The organism is Streptomyces sp. NBC_01235, from assembly GCF_035989285.1.
Taxonomy (GTDB): Bacteria; Actinomycetota; Actinomycetes; order Streptomycetales; family Streptomycetaceae; genus Streptomyces.
On record NZ_CP108513.1, the window covers coordinates 3,014,806 to 3,037,890 of the forward strand.

General features: G+C 73.1%; 19 protein-coding genes. 14 read left to right on the top strand and 5 right to left on the bottom strand.

All coding sequences use genetic code 11. From position 1 onward, the window contains the following. Positions 1-31: 31 nt before the first annotated feature. The 7 genes from OG289_RS13045 to cobI are packed head-to-tail and all read left to right on the top strand — an operon-like array spanning position 32 to position 11,142. Complete coding sequence (locus OG289_RS13045; protein ID WP_327314167.1) at positions 32-985, top strand: cobalamin biosynthesis protein; 954 nt, start codon at positions 32-34, stop codon at positions 983-985. After that, complete coding sequence (locus OG289_RS13050) at positions 982-2,580, top strand: cobyric acid synthase (RefSeq protein WP_327314168.1); 1,599 nt, start codon at positions 982-984, stop codon at positions 2,578-2,580. The genes OG289_RS13045 and OG289_RS13050 overlap by 4 nt, the downstream gene beginning before the upstream one ends. Beyond that, on the top strand, positions 2,577-6,248 hold the full coding sequence (gene cobN / locus OG289_RS13055) for a cobaltochelatase subunit CobN (protein WP_327314169.1): 3,672 nt from the start codon (positions 2,577-2,579) through the stop codon (positions 6,246-6,248). The genes OG289_RS13050 and cobN overlap by 4 nt, the downstream gene beginning before the upstream one ends. Continuing rightward, the gene (locus OG289_RS13060) at positions 6,245-8,305 is read left to right on the top strand and encodes a putative cobaltochelatase (protein WP_327314170.1); all 2,061 of its coding nucleotides are present in this window, start codon (positions 6,245-6,247) and stop codon (positions 8,303-8,305) included. The genes cobN and OG289_RS13060 overlap by 4 nt, the downstream gene beginning before the upstream one ends. Next, entirely contained in the window at positions 8,305-8,904 is a 600-nt protein-coding gene (gene cobO / locus OG289_RS13065) for a cob(I)yrinic acid a,c-diamide adenosyltransferase (RefSeq protein ID WP_327314171.1), read from the top strand. The genes OG289_RS13060 and cobO overlap by 1 nt, the downstream gene beginning before the upstream one ends. Positions 8,905-8,908: 4 nt before the next feature. Then, positions 8,909-10,414 (top strand): cobyrinate a,c-diamide synthase, encoded by a 1,506-nt coding sequence (locus OG289_RS13070; protein ID WP_327314172.1) that lies wholly within the window; start codon positions 8,909-8,911, stop codon positions 10,412-10,414. Continuing rightward, the gene (cobI, locus tag OG289_RS13075) at positions 10,411-11,142 is read left to right on the top strand and encodes a precorrin-2 C(20)-methyltransferase (RefSeq protein ID WP_327314173.1); all 732 of its coding nucleotides are present in this window, start codon (positions 10,411-10,413) and stop codon (positions 11,140-11,142) included. Before OG289_RS13070 ends, cobI begins: the two co-directional genes overlap by 4 nt. A gap of 20 nt (positions 11,143-11,162) precedes the next feature. Here the strand turns inward: cobI and OG289_RS13080 are convergent, their stop codons facing one another. Further along, positions 11,163-12,008, bottom strand: coding sequence for a ZIP family metal transporter (locus OG289_RS13080; protein ID WP_327314174.1), 846 nt, complete (start codon positions 12,006-12,008; stop codon positions 11,163-11,165). Between the two features lie 100 nt (positions 12,009-12,108). On the opposite strand from OG289_RS13080, the gene cobM reads away from it, so the two are divergent. From cobM to cobC, 6 genes are read left to right on the top strand one after another with little or no spacing between them, the layout of a single operon-like run. Beyond that, positions 12,109-12,927, top strand: coding sequence for a precorrin-4 C(11)-methyltransferase (gene cobM, locus OG289_RS13085; RefSeq protein WP_327314175.1), 819 nt, complete (start codon positions 12,109-12,111; stop codon positions 12,925-12,927). Then, a complete protein-coding gene (gene cbiE, locus OG289_RS13090) occupies positions 12,924-14,195 on the top strand; it encodes a precorrin-6y C5,15-methyltransferase (decarboxylating) subunit CbiE (protein WP_327314176.1) in 1,272 nt (423 codons plus the stop codon). Before cobM ends, cbiE begins: the two co-directional genes overlap by 4 nt. Then, on the top strand, positions 14,192-15,901 hold the full coding sequence (gene cobJ / locus OG289_RS13095; protein ID WP_327314177.1) for a precorrin-3B C(17)-methyltransferase: 1,710 nt from the start codon (positions 14,192-14,194) through the stop codon (positions 15,899-15,901). The genes cbiE and cobJ overlap by 4 nt, the downstream gene beginning before the upstream one ends. Beyond that, entirely contained in the window at positions 15,898-16,485 is a 588-nt protein-coding gene (locus OG289_RS13100; RefSeq protein WP_327314178.1) for a precorrin-8X methylmutase, read from the top strand. The genes cobJ and OG289_RS13100 overlap by 4 nt, the downstream gene beginning before the upstream one ends. Continuing rightward, positions 16,482-17,420 carry a sirohydrochlorin chelatase gene (locus tag OG289_RS13105; protein WP_327314179.1) on the top strand — a complete coding sequence of 313 codons (939 nt, stop codon included), beginning with the start codon at positions 16,482-16,484 and terminating at the stop codon, positions 17,418-17,420. The genes OG289_RS13100 and OG289_RS13105 overlap by 4 nt, the downstream gene beginning before the upstream one ends. Then, positions 17,410-18,471, top strand: a complete 1,062-nt coding sequence (gene cobC, locus OG289_RS13110; protein ID WP_327314180.1) for an Rv2231c family pyridoxal phosphate-dependent protein CobC — start codon at positions 17,410-17,412, stop codon at positions 18,469-18,471. The genes OG289_RS13105 and cobC overlap by 11 nt, the downstream gene beginning before the upstream one ends. Positions 18,472-18,525: 54 nt before the next feature. Here cobC and OG289_RS13115 read toward each other — a convergent pair whose 3' ends face one another. Together OG289_RS13115 and OG289_RS13120 are read right to left on the bottom strand one after the other, a co-directional pair. Then, positions 18,526-19,794, bottom strand: coding sequence for a hypothetical protein (locus OG289_RS13115; protein ID WP_327314181.1), 1,269 nt, complete (start codon positions 19,792-19,794; stop codon positions 18,526-18,528). A gap of 17 nt (positions 19,795-19,811) precedes the next feature. After that, positions 19,812-20,663 carry a hypothetical protein gene (locus OG289_RS13120; RefSeq protein ID WP_327314182.1) on the bottom strand — a complete coding sequence of 284 codons (852 nt, stop codon included), beginning with the start codon at positions 20,661-20,663 and terminating at the stop codon, positions 19,812-19,814. 294 nt (positions 20,664-20,957) lie between these two features. On the opposite strand from OG289_RS13120, the gene OG289_RS13125 reads away from it, so the two are divergent. After that, positions 20,958-21,389, top strand: a complete 432-nt coding sequence (locus OG289_RS13125) for a hypothetical protein (RefSeq protein ID WP_327314183.1) — start codon at positions 20,958-20,960, stop codon at positions 21,387-21,389. A 250-nt stretch (positions 21,390-21,639) separates the two neighbouring features. On the opposite strand, the gene OG289_RS49650 is transcribed toward OG289_RS13125, so the two are convergent. Both OG289_RS49650 and OG289_RS13135 read right to left on the bottom strand, forming a co-directional pair. Continuing rightward, on the bottom strand, positions 21,640-21,903 hold the full coding sequence (locus tag OG289_RS49650) for an LAETG motif-containing sortase-dependent surface protein (protein ID WP_442818895.1): 264 nt from the start codon (positions 21,901-21,903) through the stop codon (positions 21,640-21,642). Positions 21,904-21,951: 48 nt separating this feature from the next. Then, entirely contained in the window at positions 21,952-23,049 is a 1,098-nt protein-coding gene (locus OG289_RS13135) for an amidohydrolase family protein (protein ID WP_327314184.1), read from the bottom strand. Between the last annotated feature and the right edge of the window lie 36 nt (positions 23,050-23,085).

Below are 23,085 nucleotides of genomic sequence, written 5' to 3' on the forward strand. Positions count from 1 at the left end.
CCGTTGCCCGTCCCCGCGGCCGGCTGAGCCGATGGGTGCCGATCGCGTTCACGCGTACGGCGCCGCCGCCGGCCTCCTCGGTGACCTGCTTCTCGGCGATCCCCGCCGGGGGCACCCGGTCGCCGCGTTCGGGCGGGCCGCGGGCGCCGTCGAGCGGCTGCTGTGGCGGGACCACCGGGGGTGGGGGGCCGTCCATACCCTCGTGTGTGCCGGTGGGGCCGTCGCCCTCGGGGCCGTCGCCCACCGGACGGTACGTGCGTCCCCGGCGGCTTCCCTGGTCCTCACCTCCGCCGCCACCTGGGCCGTCGTCGGGGGCAGTTCCCTCGTCCGGGAGGCCCGCGCCATCGGGCGGGCCCTCGACGCGGGGGACGTCGACGCCGCGCGGGAACGGCTGCCGCATCTGTGCGGGCGGGATCCGCAGGCGCTGGACGCCGACGGGATCGCCCGGGCCGTGGTCGAGTCCGTCGCCGAGAACACCTCCGACGCCGTCGTGGGGGCGCTGGTGTGGGGGGCCGTGGGCGGTGTGCCGGGGCTTGTCGGGTTCCGGGCCGTCAACACCCTGGACGCCATGGTCGGGCACAGGTCGGCCCGGTACCGGCGGTTCGGATGGGCCTCCGCGCGGCTGGACGACCTCGCCGGGTGGCCGGGGGCGCGGCTGACCGCCGTCCTGGCCGCCGTGGCGGGCGATGATCCGCGCGCCGCGGTGCGGGCCTGGCGGGAGGACGCCCCTCTGCATCCCAGTCCCAACGCCGGGCCCGTCGAGGCGTCCTTCGCCGGTGCGCTCGGGGTGCGGCTGGGCGGGACGCTGTCGTACGGCGGCCGGGTCGAGCACCGGCCCGTGCTGAACGGGGCGGCCGGGCGGCCCGTCGTCGCCCATGACATCGAACGCGCCGCGCGGCTCTCCCGCCGCGTCGGCCTGCTCGCGCTCGGCGTCACGGTCGCCGCGCGCGCCGTCGCCACGAAAGCGAAGGGGCGTACGTCATGACAGGGGGCGGTCTTCTTGTCGCCGGCACCACCTCCGACGCCGGCAAGAGCGTCGTCACGGCCGGTATCTGCCGGTGGCTGGTGCGGCAGGGGGTCAAGGTCGCGCCGTTCAAGGCGCAGAACATGTCCCTCAACTCGTTCGTGACGAGGGAAGGCGCCGAGATCGGGCGGGCGCAGGCCATGCAGGCGCAGGCCTGCCGGGTCGAGCCGACCGCGCTGATGAACCCGGTGCTGCTCAAGCCCGGCGGCGAGCAGAGCAGTCAGGTGGTGCTGCTCGGCAAGCCCGTCGGGGAGCTCAGCGCCCGTGGCTTCTTCGGGGAGTCCGGGCCCGCGGCGCAGCCGCAATCAGGTGCGGTGTCCCCCGGGACAAGACTGCACGGGGGGCGGCAGCAGAAACTCCTGGGAACCGTTCTCGACTGTCTCGCCGAGTTGCGGGGCACGTATGACGCGGTGATCTGTGAGGGGGCCGGCTCTCCCGCCGAGATCAATCTGCGGCGGACCGACATCGTGAACATGGGGATCGCCCGGAACGCCGGGCTCCCGGTCCTCGTCGTCGGCGACATCGACCGCGGGGGTGTCTTCGCCTCGTTCTTCGGGACCGTCGCGCTGCTCTCCCCCGAGGACCAGGCGCTCGTCGCCGGGTTCCTCGTCAACAAGTTCCGCGGGGACGTCTCCCTGCTGGAGCCGGGCCTCGACATGCTGCACGGGCTCACCGGGAGGCGGACGTACGGCGTGCTGCCGTTCCGGCACGGGCTCGGCATCGACGAGGAGGACGGGTTGCGGGTGTCCCTGCGGGGAACCGTGCGGGAGTCGAACACCGCCCCGCCCGTCGGGGACGACGTGCTGCGGGTCGCCGTCTGCGCGATCCCGCTCATGTCCAACTTCACGGACGTGGACGCGCTGGCCGCCGAGCCCGGTGTCGTCGTGCGGTTCGTGGACCGGCCCGAGGAACTGGCCGACGCCGACCTCGTCGTCGTCCCGGGGACCCGGGGGACCGTGCGGGCGCTGGAGTGGCTGCGGGAACGCGGCCTCGCCGACGCCCTGAAGCGGCGGGCCGCCGAGCAGCGGCCCGTTCTCGGTGTCTGCGGGGGCTTCCAGATCCTCGGCGAGCACATCGAGGACGACGTCGAGAGCCGGCGGGGGCAGGTCGACGGGCTCGGAGTCCTGCCCGTCCGCGTGCGGTTCGCCCGCGAGAAGACCCTCACCCGGCCCGTCGGGGAAGCCCTCGGCGAGCGGGTCGAGGGGTACGAGATCCATCACGGGGTCGCCGACGTCACGGGCGGTGAAGGGTTCATCTCCGATGACAAAGGACACAGCCTGGACGGCTGCCGGGTCGGCCAGACCTGGGGCACGCACTGGCACGGCTCGCTGGAGTCGGACGGGTTCCGGCGGGCGTTTCTTCGCGAGGTGGCGGCCGCCGCGGGCCGGCGTTTCGTGCCCGCCCCCGACACCTCGTTCGCCGCGCTGCGCGAGGAGCAGCTCGACCGGCTCGGCGACCTGATCGAACAGCACGCGGACACCGACGCGCTCTGGCGGCTCATCGAGTCGGGCGCGCCGCAAGGACTGCCTTTCATTCCACCGGGAGCGCCCGCATGAGCACAGTGTTGTTGTTGTCGACCGCCGACACCGATCTGCTGGCGGCCCGGGCCGCTTCCGGCGCCGACTACCGGATCGGCAACCCGACCCGGGTGGACGTGGCGCAGGAGCTGCCCGGTCTGCTGGACGGCGCCGACATCGCCGTCGTACGGCTGCTCGGCGGGAAGCGGGCCTGGGAGGACGGGCTCGCCGCGCTGCGGGCGTCCGGCGTGCCGACCGTGCTGCTGGGCGGCGAGAGCGTGCCGGACGCCGAGCTGATGGCCGAGTCGTCGGTGCCGGCCGGTGTGGTGGCGGAGGCGCTGCGCTATCTCGTCGAGGGCGGGCCGGCCAACCTGACCGAGCTGGCGCGGTTCCTCTCCGACACCGTGCTGCTGACCGGCGAGGGGTTCGTCGAGCCGCAGAAGATGCCCGAGTACGGCGTCCACGGCGAGTGGTCGTCTCTCGAGGGGCGGCCGACCATCGGCGTGCTGTTCTACCGGGCCCATGAGCTGAGCGGCAACACGGCCTTCGTGGACACCCTGTGCGAGGCGATCGAGGCACGCGGCGCCAACGCCCTTCCCGTGTACTGCGGTTCGCTGCGCGGGGCGGACCCGGGGCTGTACGAGATCCTCGGCCGCACCGACGCCCTGGTCGCAACGGTCCTCGCGGCCGGCGGCACGCACGCCTCGCAGGCCTCGGCGGGCGGGGACGAGGAGGCCTGGGACATCGGGGCGCTCGCCGACCTCGATGTGCCGGTCCTGCAAGGGCTGTGCCTGACGTCGTCGAAGAGCGCCTGGGACGAGTCCGACGCCGCCCTGTCCCCCATGGACGCGGCGATGCAGGTCGCCATCCCGGAGTTCGACGGGCGCATCATCACGGTCCCCTTCTCCTTCAAGGAGCAGGGCCCGGACGACGTCCCGGTGTACGTCGCCGACCCCGAGCGGGCCGGACGCGTCGCCGGAATCGCCGTACGGCACGCGCGGTTGAAGCACAAGCCGAACAGCGACAAGAAGCTCGCGCTCGTCTTCACCGCCTACCCGACGAAGCACTCACGGGTCGGCAACGCGGTCGGCCTGGACACGCCCGCCTCGGCGGTCCGGGTGCTGGACGCGCTGCGGGACGCCGGATACGGCGTCACCGAACACCCCGACAACGGCGACGAGTTGATCCACCGGCTCATCAACGCCGGTGGCCACGACGTCGAGTGGCTCACCGAGGAACAGCTGGCCGCCGCGCCCGCCCGGGTGCCGCTCGCCGACTACCGGGCGTGGTTCGACAAGCTCGACCCGCAGCTCAGGGACGCCATGCTGGAGGCGTGGGGCGAGCCACCGGGTTCGCTGTACGTCGACGGGGACGACATCGTGCTGGCCTCCCTGCAGTTCGGGAACGTCGTCGTGATGATCCAGCCGCCGCGCGGCTTCGGCGAGAACCCGATCGCGATCTACCACGACCCCGACATGCCGCCCTCGCACCACTACATGGCGGCCTACCGGTGGCTCGAGGCCGCGACATCGGAAGGGGGGTTCGGGGCCGACGCCATCGTGCACATGGGCAAGCACGGCACGATGGAGTGGCTGCCGGGCAAGGGCCTGGGGCTGAGCGGGGGGTGTGCCCCGGACGCCGTCCTCGGCGATCTGCCGCTCGTCTACCCGTTCATCGTCAACGACCCCGGCGAGGGAACGCAGGCCAAGCGACGCGGGCACGCCACCGTCGTCGACCATCTGGTCCCGCCGATGGCGCGTGCCGACACCTACGGCGACCTGGCCAAGCTGGAACAGCTCCTCGACGAGTACGCGCTCGTCTCCGACCTGGACCCGACGAAGGCGCCGGCGGTGCGCGCGCAGATCTGGACGCTGGTGAAGGCGGCCGAGCTGCACCACGACCTGCACGTCGACGACCAGCCGGACGACGAGGCGTTCGACGAGTTCGTCATGCACATCGACGGCTATCTGTGCGAGATCAAGGACGTGCAGATCCGGGACGGACTGCACATTCTGGGCGGCGGGCCGGTCGGCGAGGCCCGCGTGAACCTCGTGCTCGCCGTGCTGCGCGCCTCGCAGGTGTGGGGCGGGCAGGCGAACGCCCTGCCGGGCCTGAGGGCGTCGTTCGCGGCCCATTTCGGGCTCAGCGAGAAGGAGCTGCTGGCCGAGCCGGGCGCGCCCGTGAAGGTGCCGGTCGAGCTGACGGAACTCGTCGAGGGTCCCGCACGTTCGGCTGCCGACGCCATCGACCTGCTGGAGCAGCTGTGCCGGCGGGTCGCGGAGGGCATGGAGGAGCGCGGGTGGGCGGTCGCCGAGAGCCGCGCCCTGGTGCGTGAGGTCCTGGGCACCGAACTCCCGGACGCCGTCGCGGTGCTGGAGTTCGCGTGCACCGAGGTCGTGCCCCGGCTGGAGAAGACCACCGACGAGATCGGCCACATCCTCAAGGCACTTGACGGCGGGTACGTCCCCGCCGGTCCGTCCGGTTCGCCGACGCGCGGGCTGGTCAACGTCCTGCCGACCGGCCGCAACTTCTACTCGGTCGACCCCAAGGCCATTCCCTCCCGGCTGAGTTGGGAGGTCGGCCAGGCGCTCGCCGAGTCGCTCGTGCAGCGCTACCTCCAGGACACGGGCGAGTACCCGAAGTCCGTCGGCCTGACGGTCTGGGGCACGTCCGCGATGCGTACCCAGGGCGACGACATCGCCGAGATCCTGGCGCTGCTGGGCTGCCGTCCGGTGTGGGACGACGCCTCGCGCCGGGTGACCGGCTTCGAGGTGGTGCCGCCGGCGGAGCTGGGCCGGCCGCGCATCGACGTGACCGTCCGCATCTCCGGGTTCTTCCGGGACGCGTTCCCGCACGTGGTCGGGCTGATCGACGACGCAGTGCGGGCGGTGGCCGACCTGGCGGAGCCCGCCGAGTCCAACTTCGTGCGCGCCCACGTGGACGAGGACGCGGCCGAGCACGGTGACCGGCGGCGCGCGAGCGCCCGTATCTTCGGCTCCAAGCCGGGGGCGTACGGGGCGGGGCTGCTGCCGCTGATCGACGCCCGCAACTGGCGGTCGGACGCGGACCTCGCCGAGGTGTACGCCGTCTGGGGCGGTTACGCCTACGGGCGCGGGCTCGACGGGCGGGCGGCGCGCGGGGACATGGAGACGGCGTTCAGGCGGATCGCCGTCGCCGCGAAGAACGTGGACACCCGCGAGCACGACCTCGTCGACGCCGACGACTACTTCCAGTACCACGGCGGCATGGTCGCCATGGTGCGGCACCTGACGGGTGCCAACCCCGAGGCGTACGTGGGTGATTCCGCGGTCCCGGACCAGGTGAAGACGCGGACGCTCGGCGAGGAGACGCACCGGGTGTTCCGCGCCCGGGTGGTCAACCCGCGCTGGATGGCGGCCATGCGACGGCACGGCTACAAGGGCGCCTTCGAGATGGCGGCGACCGTCGACTACCTCTTCGGCTACGACGCCACGGCGGGCGTGGTCGACGACTGGATGTACGAGAAGCTCAGCGCGGAGTACGTCTTCGACCCGGAGAACCGGGACTTCATGAAGAAGTCCAACCCGTGGGCGCTGCGCGGGATCACCGAGCGGCTCCTGGAGGCCGCCGACCGCGGGCTGTGGGCGGAGCCGGACGCCGACACGATCGAGCGGCTGCGCGCCACCTACCTGGAGCTCGAAGGCGACTTGGAGGGCGACGAGAAGTGAGTACTCCTTTCCCGTTCACGGCCGTCGTGGGCCAGGACGACCTGCGGCTCGCGCTGCTGCTGAACGCGGTGTCGCCGGCGGTGGGCGGTGTGCTGGTCCGTGGGGAGAAGGGCACCGCCAAGTCCACGGCCGTGCGCGCCCTTTCGGCGCTCATGCCCACGCTGGACGTCGTCTCCGGCTGCCGGTTCTCCTGCGACCCCGGCTCCCCCGACCCCGCCTGCCCCGACGGGCCGCACGAGCCGGGGGCGTTCGCGACCCGGCCCGCGCGGATGGTCGAGCTGCCCGTGGGCGCCTCCGAGGACCGGCTCGTGGGCGCGCTGGACATCGAGCGGGCGCTCGCCGAGGGCGTCAAGGCCTTCGAGCCGGGGCTCCTCGCGGACGCGCACCGCGGGATCCTCTACGTCGACGAGGTCAACCTCCTCCACGACCACCTGGTCGACCTGCTCCTCGACGCGGCGGCGATGGGCGCCTCGTACGTCGAGCGCGAGGGCGTCTCCGTACGGCACGCCTCGAAGTTCCTGCTCGTCGGGACCATGAACCCCGAAGAGGGCGAGCTGCGCCCGCAGTTGCTCGACCGGTTCGGGCTGACGGTGGAGGTGGCGGCCTCGCGCGAGCCCGACCAGCGGGTGGAGGTCGTGCGGCGGCGGCTCGCCTACGACGACGATCCGCAGGGGTTCGCCGCGCGGTGGGCAAACGAGGAGGCCGCCGTACGCGCCCGGATCGTGGCGGCGCGTGCGCTGTTGCCGTCGGTGCGGCTGGGCGACGGCGCGCTGCGGCAGATCGCGGCCACCTGCGCCGCCTTCGAGGTCGACGGGATGCGGGCCGACATCGTGATGGCGCGGACCGCCACGGCGCTGGCGGCCTGGGCCGGGCGGACCGAGGTGCTCGCGGAGGACGTACGGCAGGCGGCGCTGCTCGCGCTGCCGCACCGCAGGCGCCGTAATCCCTTTGACGCGCCGGGACTCGACGAGGACAGGCTCGACGAGACGCTGGAGGAGTTCTCCGGCGAGAGCGAGGGCGAGGGCGAGGGCGACGAGGATCCCGATCCGGACGGGCCCGGCGGGGGTGGCGGGCAGCCGCCGTCCGAGGGGCCGCAGGCCGACGGTGGCTCCGGTGCGCGGCCCGAGGCCGGCGAGGACGGGGAGCCGCAGGCCTCCGGCGCCGGGGAGCAGTCCGCCGCACGGGCCGCCGAGCCGTTCCGTACGAAGGTGCTGAGCGTGCCCGGGATCGGCGAAGGCGCCGCCGGACGGCGTTCGCGGGCGCGGACCGAACACGGACGGACCACGGGTGCGCGACGGCCTCGAGGGGCCCTGACCAAGCTGCACCTGGCGGCGACCGTGCAGGCCGCCGCGCCGCATCAGCGGGCGCGGGGGCGCTCCGGGCGGGGGCTGGTGGTGCGGCGTGACGATCTGCGGCAGGCGACCCGGGAGGGGCGTGAGGGGAACCTCGTGCTGTTCGTGGTCGACGCCTCGGGGTCCATGGCCGCCCGTCAGCGCATGAGCGCGGTGAAGGGCGCCGTGCTGTCGCTGCTGCTGGACGCCTATCAGCGACGGGACAAGGTGGGACTCGTGACCTTCCGGGGGGCGGCGGCCGATGTGGCGTTGCCGCCGACGTCCTCGGTGGACGCGGCGGCCGTCCGGCTGGAGTCGCTGCCGACCGGTGGAAGGACGCCGCTCGCCGCCGGGCTGCTCAAGGCGCACGACGTGCTGCGGGTGGAGCGGCTGCGGGATCCGGCGCGGCGCGCGCTGGTCGTCGTGGTGACGGACGGACGGGCCACCGATGGAGGGGCGGCGCGAAGCGCCTCCGGCCGGGGTGGTGGTCGGGCGACGGGTGGGACCGAGCCCGTCGCGCTCGCGGGGCGGGCGGCTCGGCTGTTCGCCGCCGAGGGGGTCGCGTCGGTGGTCGTGGACTGTGAGTCCGGGCCGGTGCGGCTGGGGCTCGCGGGGCAGCTCGCGGGTGAGCTGGGGGGTACCGCCGTGACTCTGGACGAGTTGCGGGCGGACTCCATCGCGGGGCTGGTGAGGAACGTGCAGGGGACTTCCAGGAGGGCCGCTTGATGCCGCAGGGACAGCCGAGTGTGGTGCCGGACGACGGTCTGACGACGCGTCAGCGTCGTAATCGGCCGCTGGTCGTCGTGCACACGGGGATCGGGAAGGGCAAGTCGACCGCCGCGTTCGGGCTCGCGTTGCGGGCCTGGAACCAGGGGTGGCCGATCGGGGTGTTCCAGTTCGTGAAGTCGGCCAAGTGGAAGGTCGGCGAGGAGAACGCGCTGCGGGTGCTGGGCGCCAGCGGTGAGGGCGGGTCCGTCGACTGGCACAAGATGGGCGAGGGCTGGTCGTGGGTGCAGCGGGATGCCCAGATGGACAACGAGGAGAAGGCCCGCGAGGGCTGGGAGCAGGTCAAGCGGGACCTCGCCGCCGAGACGTACCGGCTGTACGTGCTCGACGAGTTCGCGTACCCCATGCACTGGGGGTGGGTCGACACCGATGAGGTGATCGACGTGCTGCGGGACCGTCCCGGGACCCAGCATGTCGTGATCACCGGGCGGAACGCGCCCGAGAAGCTGGTCGGCTTCGCGGATCTCGTCACCGACATGTCCAAGGTCAAGCACCCGATGGACGCCGGGCAGAAGGGGCAGCGGGGGATCGAGTGGTGATGTCGTGGTGAAACCCTCCCTGTCCCGCGTCCCTCGGCTGGTCGTCGCCGCGCCGTCCTCCGGCAGCGGCAAGACCACCGTCGCCACGGGGTTGATGGCCGCGTTCGCCGCGCGGGGGCTTGCCGTGTCCCCGCACAAGGTCGGGCCGGACTACATCGACCCCGGGTACCACTCGCTCGCCACCGGGCGGGTGGGACGGAACCTCGACGCGTATCTGTGCGGGCCGGAGTTGGTCGGGCCGCTGTTCGCGCATGGTGCGCGCGGGTGCGATCTGGCGATCGTCGAGGGTGTGATGGGGATGTACGACGGGGCCGCCGGGGAGGGTGAACTGGCGTCCACCGCTCATGTGGCGAAGTTGCTGCGGGCGCCCGTGGTGCTCGTGGTCGACGCCTCGTCGCAGTCGCGGTCGGTGGCGGCTCTGGTGCACGGGTTCGCCTCCTGGGATCCGGAGGTGCGGGTCGGGGGCGTGATTCTGAACAAGGTCGCCTCGGATCGGCACGAGGAGTTGTTGCGGGAGGCGTTGGAGTCGGCCGGGGTGCCGGTGCTCGGGGTGTTGCGGCGGGTGGCTCAGGTGGATACGCCGTCTCGTCATCTGGGGTTGGTGCCGGTCGCCGAGCGGCGCGCCGCCGCCATGGACTCCGTCGCGGCGATGGGGGCGCAGGTTTCCCAAGGGTGCGATCTGGAGGCGTTGCTGGGGCTGGCGCGGAGTGCGGGAGCGTTGTCGGGTGCGGCTTGGGATGCGGCCGAGGCGCTGGCTTCTTCGCCCCCGCCGCCCCTTGCCTCCCCCACGCTCGGCTTCGCTCGAGCGGGGGGACCCCCATCGTCCCTGGGGGCTGCGCCCCCAGACCTCCGCTTTCGGCCCGAAGGGCCTCGTCCTCGAACTCCCCCGCAGGGGGCATCCCCGGACGGGCCGGTGGTCGCCATCGCCGGTGGGGCCGCGTTCACCTTCTCCTATGCCGAGCACGCCGAGCTCCTCGCCGCCGCCGGTGCCGAAGTCGTCGTCTTCGATCCGCTCCGTGATGAGCAACTGCCCGACGGTACGGAGGGGTTGGTCATCGGGGGCGGGTTTCCCGAGGTGTACGCCTCGGAGTTGTCCGCCAACGAGTCGCTGCGCAAGTCCGTCGCGGCCCTCGCGGAGCGTGGTGCTCCCGTCGCCGCCGAGTGTGCTGGGCTGCTCTATCTCTGCCGGGAGCTGGACGGGCAGCCGATGTGCGGGGTGCTGGAGGCCGGTGCCCGGATGAGCGGGCGGCTGACGCTCGGATATCGGGATGCCGTCGCCGTGAGTGACAGTGTGCTGGCCGTGGCGGGGACGCGGATGCGGGGGCACGAGTTTCATCGGACCGTCGTCGAGCCCGGCTCGGGGGCGGTTCCCGCCTGGGGGGTGCGGACCCCGCAGCGTCGGGTCGAAGGTTTTGTGGAGCGCGGTGTGCACGCGAGTTATCTGCACACGCACTGGGCGTCCGAGCCCGGTGTGGCCCGTCGGTTCGTGGAGAGGTGCCGGACGTCATGAGCAGCAAGCTGGTCGGAGTCGGGGTGGGTCCCGGGGATCCGGAGCTGGTGGCCGTCAAGGGCGTCAACACGCTCCGGGCCGCCGATGTCGTCGTCGTGCCCGTGATGGACGGCGGTGAGCGGGGGCGGGCCGAAGCCACGGTTCTGCACTACGTGCCCGAGGACAAGGTCGTACGTGTCGTGTTCGCGTTGAACGAGCGGACCGACCGGGCGCGGCGGGAGGCTGCCTGGGACGCGGCCGGGGGGCGGGTCGCCGAGCTGCTGCGGGAGCACGCGACCGTCGCCTTCGCGACCATCGGTGATCCCAACGTGTACTCCACGTTCACGTACCTCGCGCAGACGATCGTGGAGCTGGTGCCGGGGACGGTCGTGGAGACCGTCCCCGGGATCACCGCCATGCAGGATCTCGCCGCCCGGTCGGGGGCGGTGCTGACCGAGGGCACCGAGCCGTTGACGCTGGTGCCCGTGACCGCCGGTTCCGCCGTGCTGAAGGACGCGCTCGCCGGGCCGGGGACCGTCGTCGCCTACAAGTTCGGGCGGCAGGCCGCCGAGGTCGCCGAGGCGCTGCGGGAGACCGGGCGGATCGGGGACGCCGTGTGGGGGTCGGCGCTCGGGCTGACCGAGGAGTCCATCCGGCCGGCCGCCGAGCTGGACGGCGAGCCGCTGCCCTACCTCTCGACGCTCATCGCTCCCGCGCGGCGCGAGGGCGGGCGGGGCGGCAAGCTGTGAGTCGCGGGACGCCGGCTCCGTCAGCCGGCCAGACCCACCACCAGCCAGATGAAGGCCGCGCCCGCGATCGTGCACAGCACGGTCGAGCGGGCCGGGTGTTCGTGGTGGGCCTCGGGCAGGATCTCGGCGGCCGCCAGGTACAGCAGGGCGCCGCCGAAGAAGCCGAGATAGCCGCCGAGCAGTGGCTCCGCAATGGTGACGAAGGACGTCGAGGCCGCGCCCACCACCGGTGCCGCCGCGTCCGCGAACAGCATGAACAGGGCCCTGCGGCGGGCGTTCCCGTACAGGCTCGTGATCGTGTAGGTGTTGAAGCCGTCCGCGAAGTCGTGGGCGATCACCGCCACGGCCACCGCGGCTGCCATGCCGCCGCCCACCTGGAAGGCCGCGCCGATCGCCACGCCGTCCATGGCGCTGTGGCCGACCATCGCCGCGGCGGCCGTCAGGCCGACCTCGGGGGTCCGGCCGTCGCGGAGCCTCTGGGGCGCGCCGGTGTCGAGCGGTCGATCGCGCGCAGGCCCGAAGGGCTGAGCACGGTCGGCGGCTCGACACCGACCGGAGCGCTCCTGAGGCGGAGCCGTGTATACGTGCTCCTCGGCGCCGTGGGCGGCCTGGCGTACCGCGAGCAGGCGTTCCACCAGATGGGCCAGCAGGAAGCCCGCCACGAAGAGCAGCAGCGCGGCGGGGACGCCGAAGACCTCCGTGCCGGCCGCCTCCAGGGCCTCCGGCAGCAGGTCCAGGCCGACGACGCCGAGCATCAGGCCGCCGGCCAGGCCGAGGACGAGGTGGCGGCGGTCGGTGACACGCTGTGCCGTCCAGCCGCCGGCCAGCGTCATGAGGAACGCGCCGAGCGCGACGAAGACCGCCATACGCCCTTGGTATCCGATCACCCCCCGGCTGCGCACATCCGGCCACTGCCCTGACTTCCGTTACGACCTGTTGCGACCCGCTATGAGAGGACCCGAACCCATGGCCGATGCCCCCACCGGCAAGGTGACCTTCGTCGGTGCCGGCCCCGGCGCCGCCGATCTGCTGACGTTCCGTGCCGCGCGCGCCATCGCCGAGGCCGACGTCGTGATCTGGGCCGCGAGCCTGGTCCAGGCGGAGGTTCTGGAGCACGCGCGCGAGGGTGCGGAGATCCTCGACTCGGCGACGATGTCCCTGGAGGACGTCGTCGCCGTGTACGAGCGGGCGCGTCGGGAGCGGCTGAAAGTCGCCCGGATCCACTCCGGCGACCCGGCCCTGTGGGGCGGTACGCAGGAGCAGCTCGACCGGTGCGAGGAGATCGGGACCGACACCGAGATCGTCCCCGGTGTCTCCTCCTTCTCCGCCGTCGCCGCGCTCGCCCGGCGTGAGCTGACGATCCCCGAGGTCGCGCAGTCCGTCGTCCTGACCCGGCTCGGCGGCGGCAAGACGCCGATGCCGCCCGGCGAGGAGGTGCGCGAGTTCGCCAAGCACGGCACGACGATGGCGATCTTCCTGTCGGCCGCCCGCAGCGGGCAGCTGGTGCGGGAGCTGCTGGAGGGCGGCTATCCCACCGTCACCCCGGTCGTCATCGCCTACCAGGCGACCTGGCCGGAGGAGCTGGTCGTGAAGTGCACGATCGAGACGCTGGAGGAGACGGTCAAGGAGCACAAGCTCTGGAAGCACACCCTCTTCCTGGTCGGTCCGGCGCTCGACGCGCACGGCACCCGCTCGCACCTGTACCACCCCGGCCACTTCCACGGTTACCGCAAGGCCGACCCGGAGGCCCGCCGGGCCCTGCGCGAGCGGGGTGCCAGTACGTGAGCCGACCGAGTCGCCCGATCACGGTGGTCGGGACGGGGACGGGGGCGCCGGTCCCCTCCGACGCGGTGTCCGGTGCCGAGCTCGTCGTGGGCGGGCGGCGGCACCTCGACGCCGTACCGCTGCCCGCGACCGCCGAGCGGATCGTCCTCGGGCCGCTCGCGCCCGCCCTGGACTCCATCGAGGAGTACCTCGGCAAGGACCGGCGGGTGGTCGTGCTGGCCTCCGGCGACCCCGGGTTCTTCGGGATCGTGCGGGCGCTGGCGGAGCGGTTCGGGCCGGAGCTGCTCGACGTGCGGCCCGGGGTCTCCTCCGTGGCCGGCGCCTTCGCACGGCTGGGGCTGACCTGGGACGACGCCGTCGTCGTCAGCGCCCACGGGCGGGATCCGCGGACGGCTGTCAACGTCTGCCGGGCGCATCCGAAGGTCGCCGTCCTGACCGGGCCCGGCGCCGGGCCCGCCGAGCTGGGCGCCGCGCTCGCGCGCAGCGCGCCCGGGCGGGTGCTCGTCGTCGCCTCCGCGCTCGGCGACCCCGGGCGCGAGCGCGTGGAGCGGGTCTCCCCCGCCGAGGCCGCGGAGCGGGACTGGGGGACGGCGGTGAGTGTCGTCCTGTGCCTGGACGGAACACGGGTGCTCGGTCCCGTACGGACGCTCGCGGGCGGCGGACGTCCTGTGGGATGGGCGCTGGACGAGGGCGACTTCGCGCACCGCGACTCGATGATCACCAAGTTCGAGGTGCGGGCGCTGGCCCTGGCCCGGCTCGGTCCGCGCCCCGGCGACCTGGTCTGGGACGTGGGCTCCGGGTCGGGGTCCGTGGCCGTGGAGTGCGCCCGGCTCGGCGCCGCCGTCAGCGCGGTCGAGAAGGCGGCGGACGGGGTGGAACGCATCCGCGCCAACGCCGGTGCCCACGGCGTCGCCGTGCACGTCGTGCACGGCGACGCACCCGACGTACTGGCCGAACTCGACGAACCCGACGCCGTGTTCGTCGGCGGGGGCGGGCGCGATCTGCCCGGCATCGTCGGCGTCTGCGCGCGGCGGGCCCGGCGGACGGTCGTCGTGGCGATGGCCGCCCTTGACCGGGTGCCGGCCGTGCGGGCCGCGCTGGCGGACGCCGGGTTCGCTGTCGACGGGGTGCTGTTGCAGTCCTCGCGGCTGGCGCCGCTGCCGGGGGACGTCACCCGGCTCGCGGCGACCAACCCCGTCTTCCTGCTGTGGGGGACCAGAACCCCCGCCAGCTCAACACCCCTTTATCGAGAAGGAGTTGCTCTGTGATCGGCCTCATTTCCGCCACCGCGGCGGGGGCGGCGGCGCGCGACCGGCTGGCCGCGGCCTGGCCGGACCGCACGCGCGTGTACGACGGGCCCGCCGGGGACGCCGTACGGCGGGCGTTCGCGGAGTGCGAGCAGCTCGTGTGCTTCCTGGCGACGGGGGCGGTCGTCCGGCTCGTCGCGCCGCTGCTCGGCGACAAGGCGTCCGACCCGGGTGTGGTGTGCGTCGACGAGGGCGGGCGGTTCGCCGTGTCGCTGGTCGGCGGGCACGGCGGCGGGGCCAATGAACTCGCCCGCGAGGTGGGTGGGTTGCTGGGCGCCGAGCCCGTGGTGACCACGGCGACGGACGCCGTCGGCATCCCCGGACTCGACACCCTCGGCCTGCCCGTGGAGGGCGATGTCGCCGGGGTGACGCGGGCCCTGCTGGACGGGGAGCCGGTCGCGCTGGACGCCGAGGTGGCGTGGCCGCTGCCGCCGGTGCCGTTCGCCGAGCGAGGTGCGTACACCGTGCGGCTCACGGACCGGGCGGTCGAGCCGGCCGCAGGGGAGGTGCACTTGCGTCCGCCGTCCCTCGTCGTCGGCGTCGGCGCCTCCAAGGGCGCGCCGGTCGAGGAGGTGCTCGACGTGATCGAGGCCGCCCTGCGGGAGGCCGGACTGTCTCCCCGTAGCGTCGCCGAGCTCGCCACCGTCGACGCCAAGGCGGCGGAACCGGGCATCGTGGCGGCCGCCGAGCGGCTCGGGGTGCCCGTGGTGACGTACTCCGCCGAGGAGTTGGCCGCCGTCGAGGTGCCGAACCCCTCCGCGGCGCCGCTCGCCGCCGTCGGCACGCCCTCCGTCGCCGAGGCCGCCGCGCTCGTCGGCGGGGGCGAACTCCTGGTGCCCAAGCGGAAGTCCGCGCGTTCGGACGGACAGCCCGCGATGGCGACCTGCGCCGTCGTCCGGCGGCCCGGGCGCGGGCGGCTCGCGGTGGTCGGGCTCGGGCCCGGTGCGCGGGACCTGCTCACCCCGCGCGCGAAGGCGGAGCTGGAGCGGGCCTCCGTGCTCGTGGGACTCGACCAGTACGTCGACCAGATCCGCGACCTGCTGCGGCCCGGCACCCGGATCCTGGAGTCGGGGCTCGGGGCCGAGGAGGAGCGGGCCCGCACGGCCGTCGCGGAGGCCCGGCGCGGGCAGGCCGTCGCGCTGATCGGCAGCGGGGACGCGGGCGTGTACGCCATGGCCTCCCCGGCGCTCGCCGAGGCGTCCGACGACATCGACGTGATCGGGGTGCCGGGGGTGACGGCCGCGCTCGCGGCCGGGGCGATCCTCGGTGCGCCGCTCGGCCACGACCACGTGTCGATCAGCCTGTCCGACCTGCACACGCCGTGGGAGGTCATCGAGCGGCGGGTGCGGGCGGCGGCCGAGGCCGACATCGTCGTCACCTTCTACAACCCCCGTTCCCGGGGCCGCGACTGGCAGCTGCCCAAGGCGCTCTCCCTCCTCGCCGAGCACCGGGAGCCGACGACGCCGGTGGGCGTCGTCCGCAACGCCTCGCGGCCGGACGGCACCAGCCGCCTGACCACGCTCGCGGAGCTCGACCCGGCGTGGGTCGACATGATGACGGTCGTGACCGTGGGCAACACGGCGACCCGGGACATCGCGGGCCGCATGGTGACGCCCCGCGGCTACCGCTGGCAGGAGACCTCTCAGGAGCAGGAGGGCGCCAAGTGAACCGTGTGGTCCACCCGATCGAGCAGGAGTCCTACCGGCGGCTGCGCGCCCGCCTGGACACCTCGCGCTTCCCGCCGCTCACGCGGGCGGTGGTGGAGCGGGTCGTCCACTCCGCCGCCGATCTCGAGTACGCGAGCGATCTCGTCATGGACGAGGGCGAGTTGGCGAAGGCGCATGCCGCTCTGCACGGCGGTGCGCCCGTCGTCGTGGACGTGGAGATGGTCGCGGCCGGCATCACGCGGCGCGAGACCGTCTGCCGTCTGAGGGACGCCACGTCCGGTCCGGGGCTCACCCGTTCGGCGCACGCGATACGTCTCGCGTACGAGCAGGTCGGTCCTGGCGCGCTCTGGGTGATCGGCAACGCGCCGACCGCGCTGGAGGAGCTGCTGACTCTGGACGCCGCCCCGGTACTCGTCATCGGCCTGCCCGTCGGCTTCGTCGGCGCGGTCGAGTCCAAGGCCGCGTTGCGCGAGAGCGGGCTGCCCGCCGTGAGCAACGTGTCCGAGAAGGGCGGGTCGGCCGTCGCCTCGGCCGCGCTCAACGCCCTGCTGTACCACCCCGTTTCCCCTGAGGAGAAATCGTGACCACCCCGCCGCCCGCCCTGCTCATCGCCGGCCATGGCACCCGCGACGATGCCGGAGCCGAGGCGTTCCGCGACTTCGTACGGGAGTTGGGGCGCCGCCATCCCGAACTGCCCGTCGCGGGCGGCTTCATCGAGCTGTCCCCGCCGCCGCTGGGCGACGCGGTGACCGAGCTGGTGGAGCGTGGCGTACGCCGGTTCGCCGCCGTTCCGCTGATGCTGGTGTCCGCCGGACACGCCAAGGGAGACATCCCGGCGGCCCTGTCCCGCGAGAAGGAGCGGCACCCGGGGATCTCCTACACCTACGGGCGACCGCTGGGCCCGCACCCGGCGCTGCTGAACGTGCTGGAGCGGCGGCTGGACGAGGCGCTGGGCTCCGTGGGTCGTAGGCCCGAGGACCTGGCCGACGTGACCGTGCTGCTGGTCGGGCGCGGGTCGACGGACCCGGACGCCAACGCCGAGGTGTACAAGGCGGCACGGCTGCTGTGGGAGGGGCGCGGGTACGCGGGCGTGGAGACGGCGTTCGTGTCGCTGGCCGCGCCGGACGTGCCGAGCGGCCTGGACCGGTGCGTGAAGCTGGGCGCGCGGCGGATCGTCGTCCTGCCGTACTTCCTGTTCACCGGGATCCTGCCAGACCGGGTGCGGCAGCAGACCGAGGGCTGGGCGGCCGCGCACCCGGAGGTCGAGGTGCGCTCGGCGGATGTCATCGGTCCCGAGCCGGAGCTGCTCGACCTGGTGATGGAGCGGTACGCGGAGGCCGTCAAGGGCGATCTGCGGATGAACTGCGACTCGTGCGTGTACCGGATCGCGCTGCCCGGCTTCGAGGACAAGGTGGGGCTGCCGCAGCAGCCGCACTTCCACCCGGACGACGACGGCCACCACCATGACGGGCACGGGCACCATCACCACGGAGGGCACACGCACTCCCATGCACACTGACGGGCACGATCTGCGCCACCACGGGGACGCCGAGGTGCGCGACGACGGCTCGGCGCTGGTCGACCTCGCCGTGAACGTCCGCGCGGACACACCTCCGCGCTGGCTGCGGGAGCGCGTCGCCGCGTCCCTGACCGGCCTCGCGGCCTACCCGGACGGGCGGGCCGCGCGGGCGGCGGTCGCGGCACGGCACGGGCTGCCGGTGGAGCGGGTGCTTCTGACGGCGGGCGCGGCGGAGGCGTTCGTGCTGCTGGCGCGCGCCCTGAAGGCCCGTCACCCCGTCGTCGTGCACCCGCAGTTCACGGAGCCGGAGGCGGCGCTGCGGGACGCCGGGCACAGCGTGGACCGGGTGGTGCTGCGGGAGGAGGACGGCTTCCGGCTGGATCCGTCGGCCGTTCCCGAGGACGCCGACCTGGTGGTGATCGGCAACCCGACGAACCCCACGTCGGTGCTGCATCCGGCGCGGACGATCGTCCGGCTGGCCCGGGCCGGCCGGACGCTGGTGGTCGACGAGGCGTTCATGGACGCGGTGCCCGGTGAGCGGGAGACGCTCGCCGGCCGGACGGACGTACCCGGTCTGGTGGTCCTGCGCAGCCTGACGAAGACATGGGGGCTGGCGGGGCTCCGGATCGGCTACGTCCTGGCCGCACCGGAGACGATCACCGAGCTGGGGCGGTCGCAGCCGCTCTGGCCGGTCTCCACGCCGGCACTGGCCGCGGCGGAGGCGTGCATGGGCGCGCAGGCCCTGGCGGAGGCCGGACACGCCGCCCACCGCATCGCCGCGGACCGGGCGCATCTCGTGGCGGGACTGGAGGAGTTCGCATCGGACGGGCTGCGGGTCGCGGGGCCCGCGGAGGGGCCGTTCGTGCTGGTCCGGCTGCCGGGGGCGGCGACCGTCCGACGGCGTCTGCGGGACGCGGGCTTCGCCGTACGGCGGGGCGACACCTTTCCCGGGCTCGGCGAGGAGTGGCTCAGGCTCGCGGTCCGGGACCGGGTGACGGTGAACGGATTTCTGCAGGCGCTGGACCGGGCGGTGACGTCGGCGGGGCGGTGAGGTCGCCCCTTCCTCACCCCGCCCGGCGCCGGGCCCGTCCGCTCCGGTACGACCTCAACAGCCGGGGAGCCCCTTCCCTCCTCGGTCGGACGCGCGCAGCCACACCTCGGACAGGTATCCCTCCCGGCCGTCGGCCCAGCGGATCCTGTACCAGCGAGCACTGCTGTACAGGCCCGGATTCCCGTCGTCCACGGCGCTGTTGTCCTGGCCGTTGGTGATGCGGTCTCCCTGAAGTTGACAGACGGCGGTGGCGACGGCGCCGGAGGACATCTCGGTGCCGTCGACCTCGCAGCCGTTCAGGCGGCATGAGCCGACCGTCCGGGTCGACAGGTAGGCGGGTTCGTCGTCCTCGCGCATCCGGGTGGCGCCGTTGGTGACCAGGTTCGACACGGTCACCTGGACGGTGACCGGTGCGGGCGGGTTCGTGGGTACGGGTGGCTTCTTCGGCGCAGGCGTGGCGGAGGTGTGCTGGGTGGGCTCCGGGGCCGGCGCGCCGATGGTGAAGTGGACCGGGTCGGTGCTCACTCGCCCGTCCATGGTCCCGATCCGTGTGGTGTAGGTTCCCGCCGGGTCTCCGGCGCAGGTCCAGGACCAGGGCACCGACCCGTCCTGGCGGGCGGTGGTGGTGTCCTTGTCCAGCGGATAGTCGGTACCGTCGGGGTAGGACGCGGAGATGTAGTACTCCCCGCCGGGCTCGAAACCTGATGAGGTCGACGACAGTGTGCCGCCCTCCGTGGTGCACGACCCGGTGATCCGCAGAACGACCGGCTCAGGATCCGGGTGGGGATGGAAGGGGTACCGCGCGAGGATCTGCGGCGTGCAGGCCGGAGTGACGATCTGGTCGTCCACAAGGTCGGAGTAGACGTAGCCGGACCATCCCGGGTGCGGTCCGTCGACGTCGGTGACGTAGAACCAGCGCGGCGAGGAGAACCCTTCGGGGACGGAGTACTCCCCTTGGGAGTCGGTCCAGCATCGCATGGTGACCGACGTGCCCGTCCTGAGCCGCTCCATCGGCAGGCAGGTCACTGATGCGTCCTGTGCGGCCTTCTGGTCCATCGCGGCCGGGCAGCCCCGCAGCGCGACGCCCGCCTCGTCGTCCGTGACGGCCAGGCTGTTGCCGGAAGTCCGGGTGCTCCCAGAAGCCGCCGGCGCGGCCTGCCCGGCCTGGGACGCGGACGCGGCGGCGAGGGTGGTGTCGTCGTTCGTGGTGCCTGAACCGCACGCGCTCAGCACGGCTGTCATCAGGAGCGCGCCGAGGCCGCCGGCGGCGGTGCGGCGCAGGCGGCGGAGCGGCGCCGGTCGGGTGTGGGCGGTACGGGACATCGTCGGCTCCCTGCCGATCAGTTGGGCTTGTCGACGTAGAACCTGGCCGTGGCGGTCTTCCCCGTGGTCTCGTCGCGAACGGTCATCGTGTACGTGCCTTCGGGGTCCGGGTCGTAGCAGGCCCAGCGCGTCTTCAGCGAGCCGTCGCTGTTCGCGGTGCTCCGGCTGCCGAAGTCGCCCTGCCCTCCCAACGAGTAGGGGGTGCCGTCGGGAAAGGTGACCTTCACGCTGTAGGGCCCGTTCGGTGTGAAGCCGGACGATGTCACCCGCCACTGGGTGTCGGGCCCCACGCAGGTACCGGAGACGGTGAGATGAGGATCTGCCGCCTGAGCCGTGGCGCTCTGCGGGGCACTGTCCGTGGAGCCGCTGCCGGTGGCGGTGGTTTGTGCCGAGTCATTCAGGAGCAGGAAAGTTCCTCCCGCGACGAGGGCGACACCGAGGACCGCCACGGCAGCGATGGCGCCGCGCCGACGGGACGGCGGCACAGCGGAAGTCGATACGGCGGGGGTCGGTGCGGCGGAAGCCGGTGCGGATGCCGGCCCGCCCCGAAGGGGCCCGGAGTCGGGAGGAGTTCCGGCGCCGCCGCGGTGCAGTGGGTCCGCTCGCCGGGCGGCGGAGAACTGGCTCTCCCAGTGGGCGATGGTCGCCCAGTCCTGAGGCATGCCCTCGGGCAGATGTTTCGGTGAGATTCTCGCGAGGCAGCTTTCGATGATCTTCTCGTAGAAATCCCAGCCGGCGTCGGCGGAGTTGATCTGGCGGCTCATCTGCGCCTGACTCATGTGCAGCTTGTTCTCCGCGATCTCCTTCTGCGAAGTACCGCACAGCTTGATCAATTTCCGTAGGTCCGCCCGGAAAGCCTTTGCAGCCATCGTTGTGTCCACGACAGCGTCATCGTTCACGGCCCCATCCTTCGCGCCGGCGCCAGAGCTGATAACTATCTATTATCCACCACACTCTGACGACCCATTAACTGCGGCATCCGTTTCATCACCGCACCGAAATGGATCTTCGACAGGCTCTGGAATTCTTCCGCATTCCAGCTGAGCAGGAAGAATTCCGGAACACCGGATCTCCCTGGCGAGGGTCCGGCCGCACGTGCTGGAGTAGCAACACGCGATCGCTTCCGCCCCTCAGCCCTCGTCCGCCCAGGAGAGTCACATCCCATGAACGCGAGCAACTCGGGCCACCCCATGGCCCTCCAGCTTCCCGACGCCGTCGGGCCAGTCGCCCTGATCTGTGCCGGAGTCGTCCTGATCGTCCTCGCGCTGATGGCTGCGCTGGGTCCGGGCCGCCCGTCCGGGACGACACCGGTTGCGGCAGCAACTGCGAACCGGCACCTGGACGCCTGGGTCTTCCTCGCCATCCTCGTCTTCGCCGTGGCGCTGATCGCCTTCGGCACCAGCACCACCCGCATGACGGGCGTCGGCACACTCGTCGTCGCGATCGCCGGTGCCTGGTTCCGCCGAGGGCGCTCCGCCGAGGCAGGTGCGAAGCGAACGGACACCGGAAGCTTCTCCGCGAAGATGCTCGGCATCGAGTACACCCGCACATGGGAGTCCGAGGCGCCGAACCGGACGGACGACAACGTCGTCTGACCACGCAGGAGAGTCCGCGGCAACAGGTTCGCGGACGGCAAGCGGTCCCTGCGCCGGAACGGCGGCCGGGGACCGCTTGCCCACACCGAAACGACAGATCGGCTCGCGTGACGCGACGGCGGTCTTCACGACCCGAACCGGTGCCGGCCGGTGTCGGTCACCCAGACCTGGCGGTCGGGCTGTGAACACCTGCCCCGAAGCGCCCCTCAAGCGCCGCGCCGCCGGGTGCACCGTCCGCCCTGACGCCGCCTCAGGCTCGACGTCGGCGCCGGGACACGGCCACCGCTCCCCTGCCCGCGAGCACCAGGGCCACGGCGCCGCCCGCGAGGTACGGGGTCACCGGGCTGCCACCGGTCTGTGCCAGGTCCACCTGTGCGGGCACGCCCTGGGCCTTCACGTCACCGGCCGGTGCGGCACTCGGCTCGGCGGACTGGTCCTGCCCCTGCCCCTCCCCGTGTTGCTGCCTCTGCCCCTGTTTCCGCGCGTCGAATCCATCGGCACGTACGTGCTCCACGATCCCCCGCGACACACCGCCGCGTCACTCCCCCGCGACACACCGCCCTCAGCCCACCACCGCCCCGTTCAGCACCACTCGGCGCGGTGCCGCCAGCACCCGGACGTCCGCGCGCGGGTCCGTGTCGTAGACGACGAGGTCCGCCGGGGCGCCCTCGTCCAGACCGGGGCGCCCGAGCCACTCGCGTGCGCCCCAAGTCGTCGCCGAAAGCGCCTGAAGCGCCGGGATGCCCGCCGTGACCAGTTCGGCGACCTCCGCGGCCACCAGACCGTGCGGCAGGGTGCCGCCGGCGTCCGTGCCGACGAAGACCGGGATGCCGGCGTCGTAGGCGGCGCGCACGGTGTCGTAGCGGCGTTCGTGGAGCCGGCGCAGATGGGACGACCAGCGCGGGAACCTGGCCTCGCCACCGGCCGCGAGCCGCGGGAACGTCGCGATGTTCACGAGGGTGGGGACGATCGCGACGCCGCGCTCCACGAACAGCGGGATCAGCTCCTGCGTGAGGCCCGTCGCGTGCTCGACGCAGTCGATGCCCGACTCGACCAGGTCGCGCAGCGAGTTCTCGGCGAAGCAGTGCGCCGTGACCCGCGCGCCCAGCCGGTGGGCCTCCGCGATGGCCGCCTCGACGGCGTCCCGGGGCCAGCTGGGGGTGAGGTCGCCCACCTCGCGGTCGATCCAGTCGCCGACCAGCTTGACCCAGCCGTCGCCGCGCCGGGCCTCCCGGGCGACGTACGCGACCAGGTCCTCGGGCTCGATCTCGTGCGCGTATCCGCGGATGTAGCGGCGGGTGCGGGCGATGTGCCGGCCCGCCCGGATGATCTTCGGGAGATCCTCGCGGTCGTCGACCCAGCGGGTGTCCGAGGGCGAGCCGGCGTCCCGGATCAGCAGCGTGCCGGCCTCGCGGTCGGTCAGCGCCTGCTTCTCGGCGACGTCCGGCTCGACCGGCCCGTGCGCGCCCAGGCCCACATGGCAGTGGGCGTCGACCAGGCCGGGCAGCGCCCAGCCCTCGACGGTCCGGACGTCGCGGGCGCCGGCGGGACGGTCGTAGGAGATCCGGCCGTCGACGACCCACAGCTCGTCACGGACCTGGTCCTCGTCCCGGCCGACGAGGACTCGGCCCTTCACGTGCAGCACCGCGCGATCGCTCATGTACTGCACCTTATTGAACCCGCCCCCTGCGGCATG